The sequence below is a fragment of the Pseudomonas sp. LTR0 genome, from assembly GCF_036630035.1.
Classification (GTDB): Bacteria; Pseudomonadota; Gammaproteobacteria; order Pseudomonadales; family Pseudomonadaceae; genus Aquipseudomonas; species Aquipseudomonas putida_Y.
This window is the reverse complement of the sequence record NZ_CP123734.1, coordinates 5,231,184-5,256,782: the sequence shown is the minus strand read 5'-3', so window position 1 is coordinate 5,256,782 and position 25,599 is coordinate 5,231,184. Positions and strand designations below refer to the sequence as shown.

Below are 25,599 nucleotides of genomic sequence, written 5' to 3'. Positions count from 1 at the left end.
AAAATTTGGGTATCGTCCGCCTCAAGCCCACTGGTGAACCGGTTGGGCACCCGATTTGCCATCGTCGATGGCCCAGATTCAGAACAAGGACCACCATGAAGAAGACCCTGCTGACCACTGCCCTGGCTGCTGCCCTGTCGTTCTCCGGCCTGGCCGCTGCTGCCGAGAAACTGGTGGTTGCCGCTACCCCGGTACCGCACGCCGAAATTCTTGAACTGATCAAGCCGACCCTGGCAAAAGAAGGCGTGGACCTTCAGATCAAGGTCTTCACCGATTACGTACAGCCGAACGTGCAGGTGGACCAGAAGCGTCTGGATGCCAACTACTTCCAGACTCTGCCGTACCTGCAGAACTTCAACGAAGGCAAGGGCACCCACCTGGAAACCGTGGTGGGTGTACACGTAGAGCCCTTCGGTGGTTACTCGAAGAAGGTCAAGGCCCTGAGCGAGCTGAAAGAAGGCGCAACCGTTGCCATCCCTAACGAGGGCAGCAACAGCGGCCGCGCCTTGCTGCTGCTGCAGAAGGCCGGCCTGATTACCCTGAAAGACCCGAAGAATGCCCTGGCCACCCCCAAGGACATCGCCGAGAACCCGAAGAAGCTGAAGTTCCGCGAGCTTGAGTCGGCGATGCTGCCCCGTGTGCTGGACCAGGTCGACCTGGACATGATCAACACCAACTACGCCCTGGAAGCTGGCCTGAACCCGGCTAAAGATGCACTGGTGATCGAAGGCTCCGATTCGCCCTACGTGAACTTCCTGGTGGCCCGCCCGGACAACAAGGACAGTGAGGCCATCCAGAAACTGGCCAAGGCCCTGACCAGCCCGGAAGTCAAGGCATTCATTGCCAAGAAGTACCAAGGTGCGGTGCTGCCGGCGTTCTGATGCGCTTGCTTCACCTTGCATGACCCGACGCCGACACCTTTGTGTCGGCGTTTTCATTGCTGGGATCTCTGAAAGCTGGCGCGATCCCTGTGGGAGCGGGTTTACCCGCGAAGAATCCAACGCGGTGCATGGCACCGGCTGCGCCGGTGTTCGCGGCTAAATCCCCACAGTGCTCGCGCAAACTTTTGGGTTTTGAGCAAGGCAGCCCCTTACGGCCCTGGCACCAATCGCAAGGTACTCTGCGCCGGAATCACCCCCATCTGCGCCCGCTGATACTGCCCCTGCACATACTCCTCAGCCTGGTCCGCGTAATGTCGGTCGAACGGCACGCCACTCTGCCCGACCGGGTTGATGGTCAGCGCCTGCCCGGCATCGGCAAAGTCGACCAGCCGCCGCGTCGACGGCCCATAGGTCACCGGCCATGGCGCAGAGCTGATCTTCGCCGAGAGGTTGTTCGGCACTTCATGGGTACCGGGTGCGGCGAATGGCCCAACGTTGAACAGCAGGTTCAGCGGTTTTTTCACCCCAAGCGGATGGTTGTGGGTCAGGGTATGGGCCTTGCCCCATTGCCAGCTGGCCGGATCGCGGCCCAGTGTGTCACGCAGATGCTTCAGGCTTTTCTGCCAGGCCATGCGCACGACGGCGGTACGGTCGGTACGCTGGCTGCCGCCACGGGTGTTCCACCAGGGTGAATCGGCTTGCGCTGCCAGGCGTGGCAAGGCGGCGTCGATCACGCGGGTGCTGATCAGCACCGGGAACCAGGTATCGCCCAGCTCGTTATGCAGGGCCGCGAATGCCAGTTCATAGAGGAACTGGTTGAACAGCGTGGCGCTGGTCGAATCGAGCGGGTAGTCCCCAGCCCAAGCTGCCAGTTGCTCGACCAGCTCTTTCTCTTCGTCACCTTCGGCCACTGCACGCAGGGTTGCCAGAAGCGGGGCAAGGGTGCGCGGGCCATAGTCACTGGCGGTGTCCAGCTGCAATGCCTGGCTGTTTTGGATATCCCATTTCACCTCTGGGTTGGCCAGGTGACGATCAAGCTGGCGGCCACGGTCGGGCAGGTTGTAGTAACCCGGTATCGGCACCGCCGCCGGTGGCTGGTAGTTGGCCGAAACGATATAGCCACGGGCCGGGTTCTCCTGCTGCGGGTTGATGCTGAAGGGGTAGAAACCGAGCTTGTTGGCCTGCGCGCTGGCCCCGTCGAGGATGAACGCCGGGTCGACGCCGTCGGGGCGGATTGGCAGCTTTGCCGCTGCCCACCAACCGATATCGCCACGGGCATTGGCCCAGACAAAATTGAGCCCGGGCGCGTGAACCTTGGCGGCGGCCTCGCGCATCTTGCCCAGGGTGTCGGCGCGGTTGAGCTGGTAGAAGCCGTCGAGGATCGGGTTTTCAGTTTCCAGAAATGCCCACCACATGGCGATTGGCGTGGTGCCGGAGGTATTACCCAGCACGTTGTTGACGATCGGACCGTGGGGCGAGCGGCGCAGGCTGATGGTGACCGGCTGCTCGCCTTTGACGGCAATCTTCTGTTCGGTCGTTTCCAGTGTGTGCCACTGGCCATCGACCATCACCTGATCGGCGTTGGCGGGGTTGGTCTTTTCGGCGACCAGGTCAACGTCATCGTTCTGGAACATGGTCAGGCTCCAGCCAAAGTCACGGTTGTGGCCGAGCAGGGCGAACGGGTTGAGTGCCTGGAAATAGCCGTAGAGGTTGAAGCCGGGCGCTGACAGCTCGGCCTCGTACCACACTGCAGGTACGGCAAAGCTGATGTGCGGGTCGCCAGCCAGCAACGGCTTGCCACTGCGGGTGCGGCTACCCGCGACCGCCCAGGCGTTGCTGCCTTCGAACTGCGGGATGCCGGCGTCGCCCAGCGCCTCATGGCTTAAGCGCGCAAGTGCTTCCAGGCTTTGCCAGTCGGCGGCGGCCAGTGGCGTGCCCAGCGCGCCCTCGGGTTGCCAGCCAAGATCGAATATTTTCAGGTAGTCAGGCCCAAGCTGGTCGCGGATGTAGGTCAGAGCAGGCTCGGTGCGGAACGCGGCGGCAAAACTGTAGGCCAGGTAGCCGGCGATGCTCAGCGTGTCCTCGGCGGTGAACGGGCGCGGGGGGATGCCGAGCAGGTCGAATTCCGTGGGTTTGGGGTGGCTGGCCTGCCAACTGTTGACCCCATCGAGGTAGGCTTGCAGGGCCTGCCATGCCGGCGCCTGCGGATCCTGCCGCTTGGCCATCAGCGCGGCTTGCTCGCGTATGCGCAGGCTGCGGAACAGGGTATCGGTGGGCAGCAGCTTGTCGCCGAGCACTTCAGCCAGTTCGCCCCGGGCCAGGCGGCGCAGGATCTCCATCTGGAACAGCCGGTCCTGGGCATGCACGTAGCCCAGTGCACGGTAAAGGTCCGGCTCGCTCTGTGCCTGCAGGTGTGGCACGCCGCGGGCGTCGTAGCGCACGCTGACCGGGGCTTGCAGGCCAGCAACGGCGACCTCGCCCTCGCGCTGCGGCAGCTTGCCCTGCACGTACCAGTAACCGGCGCCCGCGGCCACGGTGAGTACTACCCCCAGCAGGGTCAGGCTGCGCTTCATTCAGGCTCCTTGTGCGTTCAAACGGAAAATGTGGTCCGATCATCGGCGGATTCGCGAACAGAGCATAGCCCCAGGAAGGAGTTTCCATGTCCCTCAGCGAAAAACACAAAATGCTCACCGGTCAGCTCTACCACGCTGGCTGCCCTGAACTGCAGGCCGAGCAGATCGCCAACAAGCACTGGATGCATCGCTACAATAACAGTGTCGAACTGCTCAACGACGCACGCCACGGGCTGCTTGTGGAACACTTTGGCCAGGTTGGCGAAGGCGCGGTGATTCGCCCGCCGTTCTATTGCGACTATGGCTACAACATCAGCGTTGGCCGCAATACCTTCATGAACTTCAACTGCGTGATCCTCGACGTGGTGCCGGTGCGTATCGGCGACGACTGCCAGATCGGCCCCAACGTGCAGATCTACACCGCCGACCATCCGCTCGATCCTGAAGTGCGGCGCAGCGGGCTGGAGAGTGGGCGGCCGGTGACCATCGGCGACAACGTGTGGATCGGCGGTGCGGCGATCATCCTGCCAGGGGTGAGCATCGGTGATAACGCCATCGTCGGCGCCGGCAGTGTGGTGACCCGGGATGTGCCTGCGGGCGCGACGGTGGTGGGTAACCCGGCGAGGGTCCGTCAGCCCGACCAAGGGCAGTAGCAGCCCACCGCCAGGGTATTGGAGGCGCTGACCTGACGGCCGTCGAGCAAAGCCTTGAGGATTGGCTCGATGAAGCTGTTGCTGGCGTTGCACACGGCGCCTTCGCTGTACGGGCCAAAGTAAGCCAGGCGGCCTTGCCGGTCCCAGATGGCCACGGCAGGAGAGGCAGGCAGCTGCTCGCTGCCGGGCAGGTGGGTGATGGGGTGCAAGCTGCCGATATTGGCCGGTAGCTGGCCGTGGCTGCCGGGCTTTTGCAGCACATGGAAGGTAACGTCGTGGCCTGCGAACTGGCTGACAAGGTCGCCCAGGTGCTGCTGGTTGCCGACGTTGCATGGGCAGGCCGGGTCCCAGAAATGCACCACGCGGATAGGGCCAACACCGGCCAGCTCGGCAGGTAGCTGTAATTGGCTGCCGTCGAACAGCGTGGCCTGGTTGCCGAACGGGCGCAGGTAGCGAGCCTGAAAGGCGCTGTAGGCCTGCCAGAGGATTACGGCGCCGAGCAACAAGGCGGTTGCCGTGCACAGCGGTTTGATGATTCGGCTATTCATGAAGAGTCGGTGGCCCTTTCGCGACACAAGGCCGCTCCCGCAATTGGATCGATGCTGGTTGTTCGAGGTGAGCAAGCTTGCCATGGCGCCGGCCAGAGCTGAAGATTCCAGATCAATACTTGCTCGATGTGGATGTACCCCGATGCCCCCTGCCTTTCACCCTGACCGCCTGCGCTCCAGTCTGGCGCCGTTGACTGCTCGCCAGCCGCTGTCGGCACAAGCGCAGGACTACCAGCGCTTCTATGGCCTGGACCTGCCGGCACACAGCTGGCTGGGCGGCTTCCAGGCGGCGGGGTTCGACCTGGTCGGGCAGGCCTGGCTACCCGAGCAGCCAAGCGCGACGCTGTTCCTGCTGCACGGCTATTACGACCACATGGGCCTGTACCAGCATGTGATTGCGTGGGCACTCAAGCAAGGTTTTGCGGTGATCAGTTGTGACCTGCCCGGCCACGGCCTGTCCAGCGGCGAGCGGGCCAGCATCAATGACTTCGCGGTGTACCAGCAAGTGCTGGAGGCCTTGTTCGAACAGGCGCACACGCTGCAACTGCCGCACCCGTGGCACCTTTGTGGGCAGAGTACGGGAGGGGCGATTGCCGTGGACCATCTGCTGCACCAGGGCGCGCGCAGCCCCGTCGATGGCCAGATCATCCTGCTGGCCCCGCTGGTGCGGCCATGTTCATGGCGCTGGTCGAAGTTCAGTTATTGCGTGCTGCGCCACTTCGTCAATGGCATCGAACGGCGCTTCAGTGAGAACACCAACGACCCGGCCTTCCTGCCGTTCCTGGAGGCCGACCCGCTGCAACCGCGTCGCCTGCCAACGGCCTGGGTAGGCGCACTGATCGCCTGGGTCAAACGCATCGAGGCTGCGCCGCGCAGTGCGCGGCGGCCATTGATCGTGCAGGGGGAGGCGGATGGTACGGTGGACTGGCCCCATAACCTCGAAGTGCTCAAGGCCAAGTTTGCCGAGCCGCAGATACTGATGCTGCCTGAGGCCCGTCACCACCTGGCCAACGAGTTGCCGGGCATCCGTCAGCGCTACTTCGACTTCATCAACCAGCGCCTGGGCTGATCACTTGAGGTCGTTGGCGCTCTGGCCAACCGCCAGGCCGGCGCGCACAGCGGCCAGGGCCGCCTGGTAGTAAGCCTTGCCCTCGGGCGACTCGGCAAAGGTGGCGAACGCTTCCAGCTCGGCATCGGACAGGTCGCGGTAGACGTACAGCAGGGTGTTGTTCAGGTCTTCGCCAATTTGCCCCATCAGCCGCTGGCGCTGGCCATCCAGCAGGCTCTGGGCCTGGCCGCCGCCGAACAGGCCGGGGATCATCGAGCTGAGGCTGTCGGCTGCGACACCGGCGATGGCAAGGCTGACTTCAGCGCCTGCTTCACGCGCAGGCAGGGCTTGGGCCAAGTGGCCGATGACCAGCAGACGATCGTCGCTTGCCTGGATCTTGGGCAGGCCTTTGGCGTTCTTGGCCAGTTCGTCCTTGCGTGTGGCCTTGAGCTCGGCCGCCACCACTTTGCGCCCCAACGGCGACTGGAAGAAGGCCAGGGCCGGTGCCGGGTTGGCCAGGGTGGCACGCAGCTTGGCCTGGGCGCGACGGTCCACTGCCTGGGCCTGGAAGCGCTGGTTGCTGTTGTTGACCAGCGCCTGGTACACGGCAGGAGGCAAACTGTTGCGGTAGCGCTCCTGGGCGGCGGTCAGGGCATCGTTGAAGTGGGCGCGCTGGTCGGGCCAGCCGGCAGCCTTGTACAGTTGATCCAGGTTGTCTGCCCAGACAGGCATGGTACAGATCATCAGCAGAATCAGGGAAAACAGACGGCGCATTCAGGACTCCTGTCGGCAGGGGCCTATTGTCCTTGGCCCGGCGCCGGTTTGTCGAGATATCCGCGTGTTTCTCGGCCAAGTGGCGCTGTGCGGCGACAGGGCGAATGGATATGATGCGCGCCATGCACATCTCCCCTGAATACCCGATGCTTGCGGCCGTCGTCGACGATCTGGCCACCCATGGCTGGTCCCAGCAGGCGCACTTTCTGCCTGCCGACCTGGTACGCGCGCTGGCAGCCGAGTGCCGGCGCCGTGATGCCGAAGGCGAACTCAACCCCGCAGGGGTTGGGCGCGGTGCTACCCAGGAGGTGCGCGAAGCCATTCGCGGTGACCAGATCCAGTGGATCGACCCGGGGCAGGCCGAGGCCTGCGACCAGTACCTGGCGGCCATGGACCAGCTGCGCCTGGCGATCAACCAAGGCCTGTTCCTGGGCCTGGAAGACTTCGAATGCCACTTTGCCCTGTACCCACCGGGGGCGTTCTATCGCCGGCACCTGGACCGCTTCCGCGACGATGACCGGCGCATGGTCTCGGCGGTGCTTTACCTCAATGAAGGCTGGCAGCCGCATGACGGTGGCCAGTTGCGCATGTTCCTGGCCAACGGTGTCGAGCACGATGTCGAGCCAGTGGCCGCTTGCCTGGTGGTATTCCTGTCGGGCGAAGTGCCTCACGAAGTATTGCCGGCCGGGCGCGAGCGGCTGTCGTTGACCGGCTGGTTCAGGCGGCGTGGCAATGACCCGTTCTGATATGCCCAAGGTGCTGGTGAGCGCCTGCCTGTTGGGGCAGCCAGTACGCTATGACGGCCGGGCAAGCGGTCATCCCGATTTGTTGCAGCAGTGGCAGGCCGAAGGGCGCGTGGTGCCGTTGTGCCCAGAGGTAGCCGGCGGCTTGCCGACACCGCGGCCGCCAGCGGAGATACCGGGAGGGCAGGGCAGCGCAGTGCTGGATGGCAACACGCAGGTGCTGACGGTGACGGGGGAAGATGTCAGTGCCGAGTTTCTGGCCGGTGCGCAGTTGGCGCTGGAACTGGTGAACCGGCATGGCATTCGCGTAGCGGTGCTGAAGTCTGGCAGTCCTTCGTGTGGCAACCGGTTGACCTATGATGGCACCTTCAGTGGTGTGAAGGTGGCCGGAGAAGGGGTAACCACGGCGTTGCTGCGGCGGGCGGGGGTGCAGGTGTTCAGCGAGCTGGAACTGGACCAGGCGCAGCGTGCTTTGGGTGATATATCTGTTTGAACCTGTGCTGGCCCTTTCGCGGGTGAACCCGCTCCTACAGGGATCGCACTGTATCCAAGGCGGGCTTACCCGCGAAGAGACCGGTACAGGTTGCAAAGAAGACCTTACTGCCCGGCTGCAGTCTCCTGCACACCCTTGAACCACTTCTGCTCAAGTTCGGCAGTCCGGCCACTGTCTTTCAAGCGCTGCAACGCATTGTTTACGGCGCTTTCAAAAGCTGGGTTGTCCTTCTGGAACGGGATCACCAGTTTCTTCTCGCCAATCGGCCGGCTCACATCGAGTGGGCCGCCGCCTGTGAGCGACTCACTCGACGGGGTGAGTGCGATGTCGTACTTGCCACTCTCGACACCCGCCAGCACTTCGGCAGCTGGAGCTTCGACGAACTCGGCGCGCAAGTCCAGTTCCTTGGCCAGGGCCTGGCCAAATTCGATGTCGAAACCTGTCAGGTGGTCATCTTGTTTAAAAGCGTACGGCGAGTTGTCGGCCTGTACGGCAATGCGCAGTTCGCCCCGGTCGGCGATTTCGTCGATCAGCTCCGCCTGAGCCAATGGACTGATCAGTACTGCCAGCAGTACCCCTATGGTCGAACGCATGTATGCCCCTTTTCTTTTAGCAGATTGAAAACGATCGCCACGGCTTTCTTCCTCGCCGTGATCGAGCGCAGCCTATGACCTTCAAGCCTTGGCATTGTTTAACCCTGACGGAAATATTTCTGTCAGGCAATGTGAACACCTTGGCGATTATTTCAACTAAGGTGAACTACCGCCGCTTTTGGATTACAGGCTGCGGTCAATAAGTGAATCACAGGAGAAGTGAATGAACAGCCTATTTTCGCGTGCTGCCGTTGCCGGTCTGCTGATGGGAGCGTCGGTGTTCGCCAGTGCCGCAGACGCCCTGAAGAGCCAGGAGCCGCCCAAGGAGGCAAAGGTCTTCATCGTTTCCCCCGCCGATGGTGCCACGGTCGACAAGACCTTCACCGTCAAGTTCGGTATCGAGGGTATGGGCCTCAAGCCTGCGGGTGACCAAACGCCGCACACCGGGCACCACCATTTGCTGGTGGATGTCGACAAAGAGCCGGTGGCTGACATGCCACTGCCAACCAGCCTGATGCCAGAGGCCGGCGTCGCACTGCCGGCGGGGGCGCAAGTGCTGCACTTTGGCAAGGCACAGACCGAAACCAGCATTACCCTGACCCCGGGCAAGCACACCCTGCAACTGATTCTGGGTGACCAGTATCATGTGCCGTTCAAGCCTAGCGTCGAGTCGAAGAAGATCACGGTTGAAGTGAAATAAAAAAGGGAGGCCTTCAGGGCCTCCCTTTTTCATGCTGCACCGAGACTTAGAACAGGACGCGGGAACGGATGGTGCCCTTGACCTGTTGCAGTTTCTCTTGCGCAAGGTCCGAGTATTCGGCGTCAACGTCGATTACCACGTAACCGACTTTCTCGTTGGTCTGCAGGAACTGACCGGAGATGTTGATACCGTTCTCGGCGAAGACCTTGTTGATCTCGCTGAGCACGCCGGGGATGTTTTCGTGAATGTGCAGCAGACGGTGTTTGCCTGGATGCGCTGGCAGGGCCACTTCCGGGAAGTTGACCGAAGACACCGAAGTACCGTTGTCGCTGTACTTGACCAGTTTCTCTGCCACTTCCAGGCCGATGTTGGCCTGGGCTTCGGCGGTGGAACCACCAATGTGCGGCGTCAGGATCACGTTGTCGAGGCCGCGCAGCGGGCTCTCGAACTCTTCGTCGTTGGAGCGTGGCTCGACCGGGAACACGTCGATGGCGGCGCCGATCAGGTGCTTGTCCTTGATGGCCGCGGCCAGGTGGTCCAGTTCGACAACGGTTCCACGGGCGGCGTTGATCAGGATCGCACCCTTCTTCATCGAGCGGATTTCCTTCTCGCCGATCATCCACTGGGTGGATGGCAACTCAGGCACGTGCAGCGAGACGATGTCGGCCAGGCCCAGCAGCTCGTTCAGGCTGGTGACCTGCACGGCGTTGCCCAGTGGCAGCTTGGTCAGCGGGTCGAAGAAGTACACCTGCATGCCCATGTTCTCAGCCAGTACCGAAAGCTGGGTACCAATCGAGCCGTAGCCGACGATGCCCAGTTTCTTGCCGCGGATTTCGAACGAGTTGGCAGCGCTCTTGATCCAGCCGCCACGGTGGCAGGAGGCGTTTTTCTCAGGGATGCCGCGCAGCAGCAGGATGGCTTCGGCCAGAACCAGCTCGGCGACCGAGCGGGTGTTGGAGTATGGCGCGTTGAACACGGCGATACCGCGCTCGCGGGCAGCTTCCAGGTCAACCTGGTTGGTACCGATGCAGAAGCAGCCGACAGCGACCAGTTTCTTGGCGCAGTCGAAGATCTCTTCGGTGAGCTGGGTGCGCGAACGGATGCCGATGAAGTGGGCATCGGCGATCTTTTCCTTCAGCTCGGCTTCCGGCAACGAACCAGTGAGGTATTCGATGTTGGTGTAGCCGGCGGCCTTGAGGGTATCGACCGCGTTCTGGTGCACACCTTCAAGAAGAAGGAACCGGATCTTGCTCTTGTCGAGAGAAGTCTTGCTCATCTGCGTAAACCTGTATCCCGGAGATAAAATGGCGAGGGGTGATGCCAGGCGCGAGGGCAGCCTTAGCATGAACAGCGGGAGGGCTATGCTAGCATACGCGACACAATCTGAGCTTATCCCGACAGTTGAAGAGTGCTCAGGGTGACCATGAATAAGTCGAGAGTTCCAGCGATGACCCGCCCCGCTGTTATTGAAGAACTGATGACCCTTGTCGACCCGGGCAAGGTCCTGACTGACCCGGTTTCCCTCGAAGCGTATGGCAAGGACTGGACCAAGCATTACCCGCCCGCGCCCAGCGCCATCGTCTTTCCCAAAACGGTAGAACAGGTGCAAGCCATTGTGCACTGGGCCAATGCGCACCAGGTGGCGCTGGTGCCCTCTGGCGGGCGTACCGGGCTTTCTGCTGGTGCGGTGGCAGCCAATGGCGAGGTTGTGGTCGCCTTCGACTACATGAACCAGATCCTTGGCTTCAATGCCTTCGACCGCACTGTGGTTTGCCAGCCAGGGGTCATCACCCGCCAGTTGCAAACCTTCGCCGAAGAGCAAGGCCTGTATTACCCGGTGGACTTCGCTTCCAGCGGCTCCAGCCAGATTGGCGGCAATATCGGCACCAATGCCGGCGGAATCAAGGTGATTCGCTACGGCATGACCCGCAACTGGGTGGCCGGGCTGAAAGTGGTCACCGGCAAGGGCGAGTTGCTGGAACTGAACAGGGACCTGATCAAGAACGCCACCGGTTACGACCTGCGGCAGCTGTTCATTGGTGCCGAGGGTACGCTGGGCTTCGTGGTCGAGGCCACCATGCGCCTGGACCGCGCACCGCGCAATCTCACCGCCATGGTGCTGGGCACACCGGACTTCGACTCGATCATGCCGGTGCTGCACGCTTTCCAGGGCAAGCTGGACCTGACCGCTTTCGAGTTTTTCTCCGACAAGGGGCTGGCCAAGATCCTTGCGCGCGGCGATGTACCTGCGCCGTTCGCGACTGATTGCCCGTTCTATGCGCTGCTGGAGTTCGAGGCCAGCACTGAAGACGTTGCCAACGAAGCATTGGCTACCTTCGAGCATTGCGTCGAGCAGGGTTGGGTGCTGGATGGGGTGATGAGCCAGAGCGAAACCCAGCTGAAAAACCTGTGGAAGCTGCGCGAGTACCTGTCGGAAACCATCTCGCACTGGACACCGTACAAGAACGACATTTCTGTCACTGTCTCGAAAGTGCCTGCGTTCCTGCGCGATATCGACGCCATCGTCTCAGAACATTATCCGGACTATGAGGTGGTGTGGTACGGCCATATTGGTGACGGCAACCTGCACCTGAACATCCTCAAGCCTGAACATATGAGCAAGGACGACTTCTTCGCTTCGTGTGCCAAGGTCAACAAGTGGGTGTTCGAGATTGTCGAGCGTTACAACGGGTCGATTTCTGCGGAGCATGGCGTAGGCATGACCAAGCGTGACTACCTGGGCTACAGCCGCTCCCCCCAAGAAATCGCCTGCATGAAGGCAATAAAGGCCGTGTTCGACCCTAACGGCATCATGAATCCGGGTAAGATCTTCGCACCTGAATAAAAAGCAGTATCCAGAAGGAGTCGGCCATGAGTTACCAGCACCAGTACGTAGACGGCACGCGCATTCACTTCCCCCTGGGCAAGGTGGTGTGCATCGGCCGTAACTATGCCGAGCATGCCAAGGAACTGGACAACCCGATCCCCACCGAGCCGCTGCTGTTCATCAAGCCAGGCAGCTGCGTGGTGCCGGCCGAAGGTGGCTTCAAGATCCCGGCCGAGCGTGGGTCGGTGCACTATGAGGTTGAAATCGCCGTATTGCTGGGCAAGCCGCTGTCGACCCATCCGAGCGAGGAAGAGGTGCTGGACGCCATTTCCGGTTACGCGCCGGCGCTGGACCTGACCCTGCGCGACGTGCAGGCCAAGCTGAAGGAAAAGGGCCTGCCTTGGGAGCTGGCCAAGTGCTTTGACGGCGCTTGCGTGCTGCCACCGTTCGTCTCGGCCGCCAGCTTCGAGGACGTGACAGACATCCCGGTGCGCCTGACCGTGAATGGCGAAGTGCGCCAGGAGGGTAACAGCGCGATGATGCTTAACCCGATCGTGCCGATGATTCAGTACATGGCAGCGCATTTCTCACTACAAGCGGGGGATGTAATCCTCACCGGTACCCCGGCGGGTGTTGGGCCGTTCAATGTCGGTGACGAGCTGGTGCTGGAACTGCCGGGTGTGAGCCGCTTCGAAAGCCGGGTGCTTTAACTCGAAACCGCGTCGCCTTTTTCGCGGGTAAACCCGCTCCTACAGGGATTGCAGCACCTTGGGAGCGGGCATGCCCGCGAATGGGCCGGCACTGTTTACCGATTTTTCACACCCAATCTGGATAATGCGCGCACCTACGCCCATTTTCCCAGGATCACTGCATGCCATCCTCCTCCAGCGCCCCGGTAACCCCCAAGCGTCGCTTCTACCTGCGCTGGCCCTTCGGCCTGGCCGTGGCGGCGGTGATCGGCTATGGCGTGGCGGTGGCCATGCACTGGGATGACCGCGGTGCACTGTGGGTAAAAGAAAGCTTCGAAAGCACCGCCGAGCGTAGCGAGAGCGTTTGGTTGCCGGATTACCAGGTGGACATCGACGCCAAACCGCTGCCGGGCATGGACGATGATGAAGCCTCGGATGTGGCCTTCAACCCGCAAACCCGCACCCTGTTTGCGGTCATGGGCAAGAACCCGATCCTGGTCGAGCTGAGCCTGGAGGGCGATGTACTGCGCAAGATCCCGCTCAACGGCTGGAACAACCCCGAAGGCGTCGCGGTGCTGGAAGACGGCAACCTGGCCATCACTGACGAGCGCCTGCACGATCTGACCGTGGTCAAGGTGGACGCGCAGACCACGGCACTGAATCACGACGACTTCCCGAGCTACGACCTGGGCCCGTCGGTCAAAAGCAACAAGGGCTTTGAGGCCGTCGCCTGGGACCCGCTGCGCCAGCGCCTGATCATTGGCGAGGAGCGCCCGCCCAAGCTGTACACCTGGAGTACCGATGGCCGCAGCCCGCTCCAGGGTGACAAACAGTCGTTGCCGAGCGATGAACTCGACTTGCGCAACCTGTCTGCGCTGGGTGTCGACCCGCGTACTGGCCACTTGCTGGTGCTTTCGGCCGACTCCAACATGCTGCTGGAGCTGGACGAGCAGGGCCAGCAAGTCAGCTTCATGACGCTGCTGGGCGGCTTCAACGGGCTTGAAGACACCATTCCGCGGGCTGAAGGGGTGGCCATGGACGACAAGGGCAACCTTTACATGGTCAGCGAGCCGGCGCTTTTCTATCGTTTCAAGAAGAACTGACAACATCATCAGATTTGCCTGACGCTGGCATTAAGCTTTGCTTCAGCCATTCATGATTAGATTCGCCATCCTTGTGTCGAGTCTGTCCCTATGCGTCGTTTTGTTCGCCTGCTCCTTGTTCTGGCTGCCGTTGGTCTGCTCCTGCTTGGCTGGGCTGGGCAGGAGTTTCGCCTGTTCGAGCGTGGCTGGTTCAATCTGAAGACATGGTGGCAGCCTGTGGAGCGCAGCATTGGCCTGGATCGCTACCGGGTGGTGCTGGAGGCGCAACCGATCGAAGGGCTGGATGATGACATTTCGGCGCTGACCTACGACCCTGACCGCAAAACCCTCTTCACAGTCACCAATGCACGTTCGGAGCTGATCGAGCTGTCGCTGGACGGCCGTATCCTGCGACGTGTGCCGCTGACTGGCTTCGGCGACCCGGAGGCGGTGGAGTACGTTGGGCCAAACAGCTATGTGATTACCGACGAGCGTCAGCAGCGGCTGATTCGCGTACGGCTGGACGACGACACGCTGTTTCTCGATGCCGGTGATGCCGAGCAACTGACCTTGGGCATTGGTCTCAATGGCAACAAGGGCTTCGAGGGCCTGGCCTACGACTCGGCGGGCAAGCGCCTGTTCGTGGCGAAGGAGCGTGACCCGATGCTGATCTATGAGGTGCATGGCTTCCCGCATGACAACCCGGAAAAGCCCTACGCCGTGCATGTGGTGCAGGACCGCAAGCGCGATTCACGGCTATTTGTGAGGGACCTTTCGAGTTTGCAGTTCGATGAGCGCAGTGGGCATCTGCTGGCGCTGTCGGACGAGTCGCGGCTGGTGCTGGAGCTGGATGTACAAGGCCAGCCGCTGAGTACCTTGTCGTTGCGCAAGGGCTTCCAGGGGTTGCAGGCGACGGTGCCGCAGGCGGAGGGCATTGCGATGGATGAAGCGGGGACCATTTACCTGGTCAGTGAGCCGAACCTGTTCTATGTGTTCAAGCAGCCGGCTGACTAATCGCCTGTCAGGGCCTATTCGCGGGTAAACCCGCTCCTACAGGGATCGCCACGGTTCCAGGCTTGTGGGGTACCTGTGGGAGCGGGCTTGCCCGCGAAGAACGTTACTCGGCCTTCAGGCTCTTCACGCCCTCAGCGGTGCCCAGCAACAGCAGATCCGCTGGTCGCGCCGCGAACAGACCGTTGGTCACCACGCCGACGATGGCGTTGATCTGCGCTTCCAGCTCCACCGGGTTGGTGATCTGCAGGTTGTACACATCCAGGATCACGTTGCCGTTGTCGGTGACCACGCCTTCACGGTACACCGGGTCGCCACCCAACTTCACCAGCTGACGTGCCACGTGGCTGCGGGCCATGGGGATCACTTCGACCGGCAGGGGGAAGGCCCCCAGTACCGGCACCAGCTTGCTGCCGTCGGCGATGCAGATGAAGGTCTTGGCCACGGCTGCGACGATCTTTTCGCGGGTAAGGGCTGCGCCGCCGCCCTTGATCAGGTGCAGGTGTGCGTCGCTCTCATCGGCGCCGTCCACGTAGAACTCAAGCTCGCTGACGCTGTTCAGTTCGTAGACCGGGATGCCATGGCCTTTCAGGCGCTGGGCAGTGGCTTCGGAGCTGGCGACTGCACCGTCGAAAGCGGTCTTGTGCTGAGCCAGGGCATCGATGAAGAAGTTGGCGGTCGAACCGGTACCGACGCCTACGACGCTCTTTTCATCCAGCTTGGGCAGAATGAAGTCGACAGCGGCCTGGGCGACGGCCTGTTTGAGTTGGTCCTGGGTCATGCGGGCTCCGGAAGGGGCAGGGCGGTTTCAAAGTCACCTAGTATAACGGCTCGCACGGCTTTGCTGTGGTCGCCCGACGTAGCGCTAGGGTAGACTCCCAGCCCTCGTCCCGCGGCCCAGTGATGCTTTCCCGATGCTCGAACAGTACGTCAAGAAGATCCTCACCTCGCGCGTCTATGACGTTGCCGTCGAAACCCCGTTGCAGAGCGCCGGGCAGCTGAGCAAGCGCCTGGGCAACCAGATTTTGCTCAAGCGCGAAGACCTGCAGCCAGTGTTCTCGTTCAAGATCCGCGGCGCGTATAACAAGCTGGCCCAGCTGAGCCCGGAAGAACTGGCCCGTGGCGTGGTGACCGCCTCTGCCGGCAACCACGCCCAAGGCCTGGCCCTGGCCGCGCGCGAAATGGGCATCAAGGCCACCATCGTGATGCCCAAGACCACCCCGGAAATCAAGGTCGAAGGCGTGCGCTCGCGCGGTGGCAAGGTTGTGTTGCATGGCGACTCGTTCCCTGAGGCGCTGGCCTATTCGCTGAAACTGGTCGATGAAAAGGGCTTCGTCTACGTTCACCCTTACGACGATCCGCACACCATCGCCGGGCAGGGCACCGTCGCCATGGAAATCCTGCGCCAGCACCCTGGCCAGCTAGACGCGATCTTCGTCCCGGTGGGCGGTGGCGGCCTGATCGCCGGCATTGCCGCCTATGTGAAGTACCTGCGCCCGGAAATCAAGGTAATCGGCGTCGAGCCGGACGATTCCAACTGCCTGCAGGCAGCCATGGCCGCCGGTGAGCGCGTGGTGTTGCCGCAGGTTGGGCTATTCGCCGACGGCGTGGCGGTGGCGCAGATTGGCCAGCACACCTTCGATATCTGCCGCCACCATGTGGACGAAGTCGTTACCGTCAGTACCGATGAAATATGCGCGGCAATCAAGGATATCTACGACGATACCCGCTCGATCACCGAGCCTGCCGGCGCGCTGGGTGTGGCGGGCATCAAGAAGTACGTCGAGCTTTACGGCGTCAGCGGCCAGACCCTGGTGGCCATCGACTCCGGTGCCAACGTTAACTTCGATCGCCTGCGCCATGTGGCCGAGCGTGCCGAGCTGGGTGAGAAGCGCGAGGCGATCATCGCCGTGACCATCCCTGAGCGCCCGGGTAGCTTCAAGGCCTTCTGCGAGGCTATCGGCAAGCGTCAGATCACTGAGTTCAACTACCGCAAGCACACCTCTGACGAAGCGCATATCTTCGTTGGGGTGCAGACCCACCCGGAAAACGACCCCCGCGCGGCGCTGGTGCAGCAACTGACCGAACAGGGTTTCCCGGTTACCGATCTGACCGACAACGAACTGGCCAAGCTGCATATTCGTCATATGGTCGGCGGCCACTCGGCCGGTGCCAGTGACGAAATGGTGCTGCGCTTCGAATTCCCCGAACGGCCAGGGGCGCTGTTCAACTTCCTCAACAAGCTGGGCGGGCGCTGGAACATCTCGATGTTCCACTACCGCAACCATGGCGCGGCTGACGGGCGCGTGGTGGCTGGGCTGCAGGTGCCGGAGGACGAACGTCACCTGGTGCCGGCAGCGCTGGCCAAGATCGGTTACCCGTACTGGGACGAGACCGAAAACCCGGCCTACAAACTGTTCCTGGGCTGAGCGGCTAAGCTAGGGCTGATGGCCCTTTCGCGGGCTTGCCCGCTCCCACAGGTACTGCGCAGGCCTCAAGGCCTGAGATACCTTGGCAGGAGCGGGTAAGCCCGCGAAGAAGCTACCGCAAAATGCCAGTTTAAGGACGACCGAGACATGGAACACCTGACCACGCTCAAGACCTTGCACATCGTTGCCACCGCGCTGCTGTTTCTGGGCGCCCTGGGCCTGGCGATCTGGACCTGGCGCGCCCGCCGCCAGGGCGATGCCGAAGCCTACGCCAAGCTGCTGCGCCGGCCGTTGGTGTTCGTCTGGCTGGTGATGGGCCTGTGCCTGGTGAGCATGCCGTTCACCGGCTGGTGGCTGGTACACCTGGTGGGCTGGCCACTGGGGCAGACCTGGGTGTTGGCATCCAGTGTCATCTATACATTCGGCGCGTTTGCCGTGTGGTGGCTGCTGGTGCGGCTGAACCGGCTGCGCAAGGCCGAGGTGGTGGGGTTGCGGTTTACTCTGGCGCTGGCTGTATTCAGTGGGGTTTGCTTTCTGTCCATTGCCGGGCTGATGGGGGCCAAGCCGGTCTGACAGGCCTGGATTGCCTGTGCCGGCCTCTTCGCGGGCGCGCCCGCTCCCACAGGTACAGCGCAGCCCTCAAGGCCCGTGGTGATTCCTGTGGGAGCGGGCATGCCCGCGAAAAGGCCGGCACGCGAAACCTCAATCCCGCAGCGAGATCACCGGCCACCCGCGCTTATCCGCCTCGACCCGCAGGTCCGGGGCCGGGTCCACTGCCACTGCATGCGTCACCCGCTGCAACAACGGCAGGTCATTCATCGAGTCGCTATAGAAGTAGCTGTCCTCAAGATCAAAGCCGTTCTCCAGCATCCAGCGCTCCAGCCGCGTCACTTTGCCTTCACGGAAACACGGTATATCGGTACTACGCCCGGTATAGCGGCCGTCGCGCACCTCGCATTCGGTTGCCAGCAACACCCGCACCCCCAGGCGCCGGGCGATCGGTGCGGTAACGAAGCGGTTGGTAGCGGTGATGATCACCAGTTGGTCGCCCGCCTCGCGGTGCTGCTGCAGCAAGGCCAGGGCCCTGGGCAGGATGATGGGCTCGATGCAGTCGCGCATGAAGTCGCGGTGCCATTCGTCGAGCTGGGGCATGGGTGTTGCCGCCAGGATTTCCATGGAAAAGGCCAGGTAGGCCTGCAGGTCCAGGGTGCCATTGAGGTAGTCCTGGTAGAAGCTGTCGTTGCGTTGCTTGTAGGCGACCGGGTCGAGAATGCCGCGCTCGCAAAGATAGTCACCCCAGGCATGGTCGCTGTCGCCACCGAGGAGGGTATTGTCCAGGTCGAATAAAGCCAGGCGCATCGCGGTCACTCGCATCAGCCACAGGGTAGGCCCGCAGAATACGGAGTTTTCACGCAGCTGCACATAAGCTTGGCGGGCGCGTTGCTGCGCTCGCAAGCTTTGTGGAACAATGCGTTGACATGCGTTTGCGAGGTTGCTGCCGTGATCGACCCGGATGGTTTTCGCCCCAATGTCGGGATCATTCTCACGAATGATGCCGGGCAGGTGCTATGGGCTCGACGGATCAACCAGGATGCCTGGCAATTCCCCCAGGGTGGTATCAACCCTGACGAGACGCCGGAAGATGCCCTGTACCGCGAGCTGAACGAAGAAGTTGGCCTTGAACGCGATGATGTAGAAATTCTTGCCTGCACCCGTGGCTGGTTGCGTTATCGTTTACCACAGCGGTTGGTACGTACTCACAGCCAGCCGCTGTGCATCGGCCAGAAGCAGAAATGGTTCCTGCTGCGCCTGGTCAGCAATGAACAACGGGTGCGAATGGACCTGACCGGCAAGCCGGAATTCGACGGCTGGCGCTGGGTGAGCTATTGGTATCCGCTGGGCCAGGTTGTGACATTCAAGCGCGAGGTGTACCGACGCGCCCTGAAAGAGCTAGCACCGCGTCTGTTGACGCGCGACTGACGACGGAGTTCGACCCCGAGCCATGCTCAATACGCTGCGCAAGATCGTCCAGGAAGTAAACTCCGCCAAAGATCTCAAGTCGGCGTTGGGGATCATTGTCTTGCGCGTCAAGGAAGCCATGGGCAGCCAGGTCTGCTCGGTCTACCTGCTCGACCCGGAAACCAACCGCTTCGTGCTGATGGCTACCGAAGGCCTGAACAAGCGCTCCATCGGCAAGGTCAGCATGGCCCCCAACGAAGGCCTGGTTGGCCTGGTCGGTACCCGGGAAGAGCCGCTGAACCTGGAAAACGCTGCCGACCACCCGCGTTACCGCTACTTTGCCGAAACCGGCGAAGAGAAATTCGCCTCCTTCCTGGGTGCGCCAATCATCCACCACCGCCGTGTGGTCGGTGTACTGGTCATCCAGCAAAAGGAGCGCCGCCAGTTCGACGAGGGCGAAGAAGCCTTCCTGGTCACCATGAGCGCCCAGCTTGCCGGGGTTATCGCCCACGCCGAGGCTACCGGCTCGATCCGTGGCCTGGGCCGTCAGGGCAAAGGTATCCAGGAGGCGCGCTTCGTGGGTGTGCCGGGGTCGCCTGGCGCCGCCGTGGGGCGTGCGGTGGTAATGTTGCCGCCGGCCGATCTGGAAGTGGTCCCGGACAAGACCGTCGATGATATCGACGCCGAACTCAGGCTGTTCCAGAACGCTCTGGAAGGTGTGCGCGACGACATGCGCAAGCTGTCGGCCAAGCTCGCCACCCAGCTGCGCCCGGAAGAGCGCGCGCTGTTCGATGTGTATCTGATGATGCTTGAAGACGCAGCCTTGGGCGGAGAGGTGACCGAGGTCATCAAGACCGGCCAATGGGCCCAGGGCGCCCTGCGCCAGGTGGTTGGTGAGCACGTCAACCGCTTCGAACTGATGGACGATGACTACCTGCGTGAGCGTGCCTCCGACGTCAAGGACCTGGGGCGGCGCCTGCTGGCGTATCTGCAGGAAGCACGTTCGCAGTCGCTGGTGTATGCCGACAACACCATCCTGGTCAGTGAGGAACTGACACCGGCCATGCTCGGTGAAGTGCCGGAAGGCAAGCTGGTCGGCCTGGTCTCGGTACTCGGCTCGGGCAACTCCCACGTCGCCATCCTCGCGCGGGCCATGGGCATCCCCACGGTGATGGGCCTGGTCGACCTGCCGTACTCCAAAGTCGACGGTATTGAACTGATCGTCGACGGCTACAAGGGCGAAGTGTTCACCAACCCCAGCGAAGTGCTGCGCAAGCAGTACAGCGAAGTGGTCGAGGAGGAGCGCCAGCTTGCCCAAGGGCTGGATGCACTGCGCGAACTTCCGTGCATCACCCCCGACGGCCACCGCATGCCCCTGTGGGTCAACACCGGGCTGCTCGCTGACGTGGCTCGTGCCCAGCAGCGCGGCGCCGAAGGGGTAGGCCTGTACCGCACTGAAGTGCCGTTCATGATCAACCAGCGCTTCCCCAGTGAGAAAGAGCAGCTGGCCATCTACCGTGAGCAGCTGGCGGCCTTTCACCCGCTGCCGGTGACCATGCGAACCCTCGACATCGGTGGTGACAAGGCGCTGTCGTACTTCCCGATCAAGGAAGAAAACCCGTTCCTCGGCTGGCGCGGCATCCGCGTCACCCTCGACCACCCGGAAATCTTCCTGGTACAGACCCGCGCCATGCTCAAGGCCAGCGAGGGCCTGAACAACCTGCGTATCCTGCTGCCGATGATTTCCGGCATTCACGAGCTGGAAGAGGCGCTGCACCTGATCCACCGCGCCTGGGGTGAAGTGCGTGATGAAGGTACCGATGTACCGATGCCGCCCGTGGGTGTAATGGTGGAAATTCCAGCGGCGGTGTACCAGACCAAGGAGCTGGCGCGGCAGGTGGACTTCCTGTCGGTCGGCTCCAACGACCTGACCCAGTACCTGCTGGCGGTGGACCGCAACAACCCGCGGGTTGCCGACCTGTACGACTACCTGCACCCGGCGGTGCTGCAGGCGCTGAACACGGTGGTGCGTGACGCCCATGGCGAAGGCAAGCCGGTGAGCATCTGCGGTGAGATGGCCGGTGACCCGGCAGCGTCAGTCCTGTTGATGGCCATGGGCTTTGACAGCCTGTCGATGAACGCCACCAACCTGCCGAAGGTCAAGTGGATGCTTCGCCAGATCAATATGGGCAAGGCCAAGGAACTGCTGGCCGAGGCCTTGAGCCATGACAACCCGCAGGTTATCCACAGCTCGCTGCAACTGGCCTTGAAGAACCTTGGGTTGGCGCGGATGATTGGGCCTGAAGCCAACAAGACCCTCTGACTGAGCGTTTGCCTGTTCGGGCTCTTCGCGGTTAAACCCGCTCCTACGCGCGGAGCGGGGGGCACACATCGGTGGCCCGGCACAGGCCGTTGTAGGAGCGGGTTTACCCGCGAAGAGGCCCGAACAGACAACATCAAATGCTCAGGCCAGCAACTCTATTTCCCCCAAATGCCCGCCAAAAGGCCCGAAACTGCGCTCAACCAGCCGCCTTTGCCCCTTTTTATCCACAATCAGCACTGTACTTGCACGGGTCCCGTAATTTTGGCTGGCGATGAACACGCTCGACAGCAATTTCTCGGTTGCCAACCCCACGCCTGTCTCGGGTAGATCACCATCAGCCGCGGGCTCGTTATCCGCAAGTAATGCCAGCAGCCTGTGCGGCTCCGGTGTGTCCAGCAGGCGCTGCAGCCCGTCACGTGCCTTCACCAGTTTCGGCCACGGTGTATCCAGCCCGGCGTTCGAAAGCCCGTAAACCCCAGCCTTCAGCAGGCGCGGCGTGGCCTCACGGGCATGCAGATAACCCAGTTGCTGCCCGTCACCCACCAGCAGGTTGAACCCCGAGTACTGCCCACTACGGCTGGTTACCTGGTCCAGGTAAGCCTCGACCCCCAGCTCCCCTTGCAGAAACGCCGCCACCAGCTCACCCCGCGAGCGAGGCCCCGGCGCCTGGCCCGGGTCGCGGATGTTGGTCAGCGCGGCAAAGCGCTGCTGTGGGCCTACGCCCAGCCAGGTACCGCCTGCCTCCAGGTCGCGCCCGGCATGCACCCCAGGTGCATCCTCCCAGGCCGCCAAGGGCTGAGTGGGGCGGGCATAGAATTCGTCGCGGTTGGCCGCCACGATCAGCGGCAGGGCGTGCCCCGGCCGCCAGGCAAATACGATCAGGCACATGGGGTGGGCCTCCGTGTTTTTTTGTCACTGTACCCACAGGAGCAGTGCGGATCCATCCTGACACAGAGTTCACTAGAGCCCCGAGCCCGGCTTCCGTTACCATGCCGGATTGATTTTCTAGGGGAAGCCGAATGGAATTCGTGCTCTATCTGTTGTTGGGCGCCTGTGCCGGTGTGCTGGCCGGGCTGTTCGGCGTGGGCGGCGGCATCATCATCGTGCCGGTGCTGGTGTTCAGCTTTACCCTGCAGGGTTTCGACGCTTCGGTGCTGACCCACCTGGCAGTCGGCACGTCGCTGGCCACCATCGTCTTCACTTCTATCAACGCCGTGCTGGAGCACCACCGCAAGGGTGCCGTGCAATGGTCAATCTTCGCCTGGATGACCCTTGGCATCCTGCTCGGGGCGGGTGTCGGCGCCAAGACCGCCTCGCTTATCCAGGGCCCGCTGCTGCAAAAGATCATTGGCGTGTTCGCCCTGGTCATCGCCGCGCAGATGGCGCTGGACCTCAAACCCAAGGCCAGCCGTGGCGTCCCCGGCAAGCCCGCATTGATCGGCGCAGGCGGCGTAATCGGCTGGGCTTCGGCCATATTCGGCATTGGCGGTGGTTCGCTGACGGTGCCGTTCCTCACCTGGCGCAGCCTGCCCATGCAGCAGGCAGTGGCCACGTCCTCGGCCTGTGGCCTACCGATTGCTGTGGCTAGTGCCCTGAGCTTCATGCTGCTGGGGTGGCACGAGGAGCATCTGCCGCCTAACAGCCTGGGTTACGTGTACCTGCCGGCGCTTGTCGGCATTGCCGTGACCAGCATGTTTTTTGCCCGCTTCGGCGCGCGCCTGGCGCACAAGCTGTCGCCCCGTTTGTTGAAACGCCTGTTCGCAGCCCTGCTGTTCTGTGTCGGCCTCAGCTTTTTGATTTGAATCGAGAGGAAGTTCCATGCTGCCTTACCCGCAGATAGACCCCGTGGCCTTGGCCATCGGGCCGCTGAAAATCCATTGGTACGGCCTGATGTACCTGATCGGCATCGGCGGTGCCTGGCTGCTGGCCTCACGCCGGCTGAACCGCTTCGACCCCACCTGGAACCGCGAGAAGCTGTCCGACCTGGTGTTCTGGCTGTCGATGGGGGTGATTGTCGGCGGGCGCCTGGGCTATGTGCTGTTCTACGACCTGCACGCCTACCTGGCCAACCCGACGCTGATCTTCGAAGTGTGGAAGGGCGGTATGTCGTTCCACGGCGGCTTCATCGGTGTGATGCTGGCGGCCTTGTGGTTCGGCAAGCGCAACAACAAGTCGTTCTTCGAGCTGATGGACTTCGTCGCCCCGCTGGTGCCGATTGGCCTGGGCGCCGGGCGTATCGGCAACTTCATCAACGCCGAGCTGTGGGGCAAACCCACCGACGTGCCATGGGCGATGATCTTCCCGCCGTTCAGCGACCCGGCCCAGTTGCCACGCCACCCGTCGCAGCTCTACCAGTTCGCCCTTGAGGGCGTGGCGCTGTTCGTCATCCTGTGGCTGTTCTCGCGCAAGCCACGGCCGACCATGGCGGTGTCGGGAATGTTCTCGCTGTGCTACGGCATCTTCCGCTTTGCCGTGGAGTTTGTCCGGGTGCCGGATGCACAACTCGGTTACATCGCGTTCGGTTGGCTCACTCAAGGCCAGTTGCTGTGCATTCCGATGATAGTCGGTGGCCTCGTCTTGATCTGGTGGGCTTATAATCGCAAGCCCACGGCGAAACCCGCCTGATTAATCCCACGGCAGGGGCGATCCCCCTGCCGTTTTTGCTACAGGTAAGCCATGAAACAGTATCTGGACCTGGTCCGCGACGTCATCGACAACGGCACGTTGCAAGGAAACCGCACCGGCATCCGCACCATCAGCCTGCCGGGCGCGATGCTGCGTTTCGACCTGCAGAAGGGCTTTCCGGCCATTACCACGCGCAAGCTGGCGTTCAAGTCGGCGATTGGTGAAATGGTCGGTTTCCTGCGTGGCGTGAAGAACGCCGGTGAGTTCCGCGAGCTGGGCTGCAAGGTCTGGGACCAGAATGCCAACGAAAACGCCCAGTGGCTGGCCAACCCGTTCCGCCAAGGCCATGACGACCTGGGCGAGATCTATGGTGTGCAATGGCGCCAGTGGCCGGGCTACAAGCGCATCCCGCTGAGCAACCCGGCGGCCATCGAAATGGCCGAGCAAGCCGGTTTCCGCCGCATTGCCCAGGACGAAGAGGACGGCGTCGCGTTCGTCATCCTGTACAAGGCGATCGATCAGGTGCGCCAGTGCCTGGACACCATCGCCAACGACCCGGGTAGCCGCCGCATCCTGTTCCATGGCTGGAACTGCGCGCAACTGGACGAAATGGCACTGCCACCGTGTCACCTGCTGTACCAGTTCCACCCGAATGTCGAGACCAGGGAAATTTCCCTGACCCTCTACATCCGCTCCAACGACCTGGGGCTGGGCACACCGTTCAACCTCACCGAAGGTGCGGCGCTGCTGTCGTTGTTCGGCCGCCTGACCGGCTATACACCGCGCTGGTTCACCTACTTCATCGGCGATGCCCATGTGTATGAAAACCATCTGGACATGCTCAACGAGCAGCTCCAGCGCGAGCCGCTGGAGGCGCCGAAGCTGGTCATCAGCGACCGTGTGCCGGCATTTGCCGAAACTGGCAAGTATGAGCCGGAGTGGCTGGAGAAGATCGAGCCGAGTGATTTCTGGCTGGAAGGTTATGAACACCACGCGCCGATGACAGCGCCGATGGCGGTCTGATAGATCTCCATTGTTTGAACTGGCTTCTTCGCGGTTGAACCCGCTCCACAGGGTACTGCACAGGCCTAAGTCGTGCGCGGTCCCTGTGGGAGCGGGTTCACCCGCGAAGAGTTTGGCTCAATGCCCGTGACTGCGCCCCACATGCGAATGTTCGGTATCCGGCACCGATACCGCCCCGTTCGTCTCCAGTTGCTGCAAGATCGCGCACTCACTCCCCTGCGCATTGCAGCGCCGCCGCAGCTCCACCAGCTGCTCTTGCAATGCCACCAAGCCATCGATCCGCGCCTGAACATGCTCGATATGCTCGTCGATCAGCGCATTGACGCTGCCGCACGCGTCGTCGGGGCTGTCGCGCAGGCGTAGCAGGCTGCGAATTTCGTCCAGGGTCATGTCCAGCGTGCGGCAGTTGCGGATAAAGGTCAGCCGCTCCACATGGGCCTGGGTGTACAGCCGGTAGTTGCCGTCGCTGCGCGCTGGCTCCGGCAGCAGGTTTTCACGCTCGTAGTAGCGGATGGTTTCCACCGCGCAGTCGGTGGCTTTGGCCAGTTCTCCGATCTTCATCACGAAATCTCCAGCAAGTGGCTTGACCCTATAGTGGCTACAGGGTGTTCACTTGGCAACAGGC

Annotated in this window: 26 protein-coding genes; 17 read left to right on the top strand and 9 right to left on the bottom strand. The window is 62.2% G+C overall.

All coding sequences use genetic code 11. The features are described 5' to 3' along the window. The first annotated feature begins 95 nt into the window (after nt 1-95). Complete coding sequence (locus QCL51_RS23995; protein WP_021783565.1) at nt 96-881, top strand: MetQ/NlpA family ABC transporter substrate-binding protein; 786 nt, start codon at nt 96-98, stop codon at nt 879-881. Between the two features lie 209 nt (nt 882-1,090). Here QCL51_RS23995 and QCL51_RS23990 read toward each other — a convergent pair whose 3' ends face one another. After that, complete coding sequence (locus tag QCL51_RS23990; RefSeq protein ID WP_338444381.1) at nt 1,091-3,454, bottom strand: penicillin acylase family protein; 2,364 nt, start codon at nt 3,452-3,454, stop codon at nt 1,091-1,093. 86 nt (nt 3,455-3,540) lie between these two features. On the opposite strand from QCL51_RS23990, the gene QCL51_RS23985 reads away from it, so the two are divergent. Next, nucleotides 3,541-4,107 carry a sugar O-acetyltransferase gene (locus QCL51_RS23985; protein WP_084850185.1) on the top strand — a complete coding sequence of 189 codons (567 nt, stop codon included), beginning with the start codon at nt 3,541-3,543 and terminating at the stop codon, nt 4,105-4,107. Here the strand turns inward: QCL51_RS23985 and QCL51_RS23980 are convergent. After that, on the bottom strand, nt 4,086-4,655 hold the full coding sequence (locus QCL51_RS23980) for a DUF6436 domain-containing protein (RefSeq protein WP_103469591.1): 570 nt from the start codon (nt 4,653-4,655) through the stop codon (nt 4,086-4,088). The genes QCL51_RS23985 and QCL51_RS23980 overlap by 22 nt on opposite strands. A 142-nt stretch (nt 4,656-4,797) precedes the next feature. On the opposite strand from QCL51_RS23980, the gene QCL51_RS23975 reads away from it, so the two are divergent. Beyond that, on the top strand, nt 4,798-5,724 hold the full coding sequence (locus QCL51_RS23975; protein WP_338444379.1) for an alpha/beta hydrolase: 927 nt from the start codon (nt 4,798-4,800) through the stop codon (nt 5,722-5,724). On the opposite strand, the gene QCL51_RS23970 is transcribed toward QCL51_RS23975, so the two are convergent. Continuing rightward, nucleotides 5,725-6,477, bottom strand: a complete 753-nt coding sequence (locus QCL51_RS23970; protein ID WP_021783570.1) for a DUF2059 domain-containing protein — start codon at nt 6,475-6,477, stop codon at nt 5,725-5,727. Nucleotides 6,478-6,590: 113 nt separating this feature from the next. On the opposite strand from QCL51_RS23970, the gene QCL51_RS23965 reads away from it, so the two are divergent. Both QCL51_RS23965 and QCL51_RS23960 read left to right on the top strand, forming a co-directional pair. Then, entirely contained in the window at nt 6,591-7,223 is a 633-nt protein-coding gene (locus QCL51_RS23965; RefSeq protein ID WP_028697547.1) for a 2OG-Fe(II) oxygenase, read from the top strand. Next, nucleotides 7,210-7,713: a DUF523 domain-containing protein gene (locus QCL51_RS23960; RefSeq protein ID WP_084850188.1), complete on the top strand. Its 504-nt coding sequence runs from the start codon at nt 7,210-7,212 to the stop codon at nt 7,711-7,713. Before QCL51_RS23965 ends, QCL51_RS23960 begins: the two co-directional genes overlap by 14 nt. Nucleotides 7,714-7,817: 104 nt before the next feature. Here the strand turns inward: QCL51_RS23960 and QCL51_RS23955 are convergent, their stop codons facing one another. After that, nucleotides 7,818-8,306 (bottom strand): transporter substrate-binding domain-containing protein, encoded by a 489-nt coding sequence (locus QCL51_RS23955; RefSeq protein ID WP_021783573.1) that lies wholly within the window; start codon nt 8,304-8,306, stop codon nt 7,818-7,820. 223 nt (nt 8,307-8,529) lie between these two features. On the opposite strand from QCL51_RS23955, the gene QCL51_RS23950 reads away from it, so the two are divergent. Then, nucleotides 8,530-9,006, top strand: coding sequence for a DUF4399 domain-containing protein (locus tag QCL51_RS23950; protein ID WP_103469592.1), 477 nt, complete (start codon nt 8,530-8,532; stop codon nt 9,004-9,006). A 46-nt stretch (nt 9,007-9,052) separates the two neighbouring features. Here QCL51_RS23950 and serA read toward each other — a convergent pair whose 3' ends face one another. Next, nucleotides 9,053-10,282 carry a phosphoglycerate dehydrogenase gene (gene serA / locus QCL51_RS23945; protein ID WP_014592761.1) on the bottom strand — a complete coding sequence of 410 codons (1,230 nt, stop codon included), beginning with the start codon at nt 10,280-10,282 and terminating at the stop codon, nt 9,053-9,055. Nucleotides 10,283-10,453: 171 nt separating this feature from the next. Between serA and QCL51_RS23940 the strand changes: the two genes are divergently transcribed. The 4 genes from QCL51_RS23940 to QCL51_RS23925 all read left to right on the top strand — a co-directional run bounded on the left by QCL51_RS23940 (nt 10,454) and on the right by QCL51_RS23925 (nt 14,618). Further along, nucleotides 10,454-11,851: an FAD-binding oxidoreductase gene (locus QCL51_RS23940; RefSeq protein ID WP_021783574.1), complete on the top strand. Its 1,398-nt coding sequence runs from the start codon at nt 10,454-10,456 to the stop codon at nt 11,849-11,851. Nucleotides 11,852-11,877: 26 nt separating this feature from the next. Then, nucleotides 11,878-12,543, top strand: a complete 666-nt coding sequence (locus tag QCL51_RS23935) for a fumarylacetoacetate hydrolase family protein (RefSeq protein WP_012054022.1) — start codon at nt 11,878-11,880, stop codon at nt 12,541-12,543. A 161-nt stretch (nt 12,544-12,704) separates the two neighbouring features. Further along, nucleotides 12,705-13,625: an SdiA-regulated domain-containing protein gene (locus QCL51_RS23930; RefSeq protein ID WP_021783575.1), complete on the top strand. Its 921-nt coding sequence runs from the start codon at nt 12,705-12,707 to the stop codon at nt 13,623-13,625. 90 nt (nt 13,626-13,715) lie between these two features. Continuing rightward, a complete protein-coding gene (locus tag QCL51_RS23925) occupies nt 13,716-14,618 on the top strand; it encodes an SdiA-regulated domain-containing protein (protein WP_103443665.1) in 903 nt (300 codons plus the stop codon). Nucleotides 14,619-14,721: 103 nt separating this feature from the next. Here the strand turns inward: QCL51_RS23925 and rpiA are convergent, their stop codons facing one another. After that, nucleotides 14,722-15,396 carry a ribose-5-phosphate isomerase RpiA gene (gene rpiA, locus QCL51_RS23920; RefSeq protein ID WP_003249004.1) on the bottom strand — a complete coding sequence of 225 codons (675 nt, stop codon included), beginning with the start codon at nt 15,394-15,396 and terminating at the stop codon, nt 14,722-14,724. 133 nt (nt 15,397-15,529) lie between these two features. Here rpiA and ilvA point away from each other — a divergent pair, with 133 nt between their 5' ends. Continuing rightward, nucleotides 15,530-17,044, top strand: coding sequence for a threonine ammonia-lyase, biosynthetic (gene ilvA / locus QCL51_RS23915; RefSeq protein ID WP_003249006.1), 1,515 nt, complete (start codon nt 15,530-15,532; stop codon nt 17,042-17,044). Nucleotides 17,045-17,191: 147 nt separating this feature from the next. Then, on the top strand, nt 17,192-17,617 hold the full coding sequence (locus tag QCL51_RS23910) for a DUF2269 domain-containing protein (RefSeq protein WP_021783577.1): 426 nt from the start codon (nt 17,192-17,194) through the stop codon (nt 17,615-17,617). Nucleotides 17,618-17,746: 129 nt separating this feature from the next. Here the strand turns inward: QCL51_RS23910 and QCL51_RS23905 are convergent, their stop codons facing one another. Next, a complete protein-coding gene (locus tag QCL51_RS23905; RefSeq protein WP_028697544.1) occupies nt 17,747-18,403 on the bottom strand; it encodes an HAD family hydrolase in 657 nt (218 codons plus the stop codon). Nucleotides 18,404-18,544: 141 nt separating this feature from the next. On the opposite strand from QCL51_RS23905, the gene QCL51_RS23900 reads away from it, so the two are divergent. Together QCL51_RS23900 and ptsP are read left to right on the top strand one after the other, a co-directional pair. After that, nucleotides 18,545-19,024: an RNA pyrophosphohydrolase gene (locus QCL51_RS23900; protein WP_003249017.1), complete on the top strand. Its 480-nt coding sequence runs from the start codon at nt 18,545-18,547 to the stop codon at nt 19,022-19,024. 22 nt (nt 19,025-19,046) lie between these two features. Continuing rightward, nucleotides 19,047-21,326 carry a phosphoenolpyruvate--protein phosphotransferase gene (gene ptsP, locus QCL51_RS23895; protein ID WP_021783579.1) on the top strand — a complete coding sequence of 760 codons (2,280 nt, stop codon included), beginning with the start codon at nt 19,047-19,049 and terminating at the stop codon, nt 21,324-21,326. A 141-nt stretch (nt 21,327-21,467) separates the two neighbouring features. Here ptsP and QCL51_RS23890 read toward each other — a convergent pair whose 3' ends face one another. Then, nucleotides 21,468-22,214 (bottom strand): NRDE family protein, encoded by a 747-nt coding sequence (locus QCL51_RS23890; protein WP_021783580.1) that lies wholly within the window; start codon nt 22,212-22,214, stop codon nt 21,468-21,470. Nucleotides 22,215-22,345: 131 nt separating this feature from the next. On the opposite strand from QCL51_RS23890, the gene QCL51_RS23885 reads away from it, so the two are divergent. The 3 genes from QCL51_RS23885 to QCL51_RS23875 are packed head-to-tail and all read left to right on the top strand — an operon-like array spanning nt 22,346 to nt 24,974. Further along, the gene (locus QCL51_RS23885) at nt 22,346-23,128 is read left to right on the top strand and encodes a sulfite exporter TauE/SafE family protein (protein ID WP_021783581.1); all 783 of its coding nucleotides are present in this window, start codon (nt 22,346-22,348) and stop codon (nt 23,126-23,128) included. A gap of 16 nt (nt 23,129-23,144) precedes the next feature. Continuing rightward, nucleotides 23,145-23,951, top strand: coding sequence for a prolipoprotein diacylglyceryl transferase (gene lgt / locus QCL51_RS23880; RefSeq protein ID WP_010955678.1), 807 nt, complete (start codon nt 23,145-23,147; stop codon nt 23,949-23,951). Between the two features lie 51 nt (nt 23,952-24,002). After that, nucleotides 24,003-24,974, top strand: coding sequence for a thymidylate synthase (locus tag QCL51_RS23875; protein WP_028697543.1), 972 nt, complete (start codon nt 24,003-24,005; stop codon nt 24,972-24,974). Between the two features lie 117 nt (nt 24,975-25,091). On the opposite strand, the gene cadR is transcribed toward QCL51_RS23875, so the two are convergent. Continuing rightward, a complete protein-coding gene (gene cadR, locus QCL51_RS23870) occupies nt 25,092-25,535 on the bottom strand; it encodes a cadmium resistance transcriptional regulator CadR (protein ID WP_021783632.1) in 444 nt (147 codons plus the stop codon). Nucleotides 25,536-25,599 lie beyond the last annotated feature (64 nt).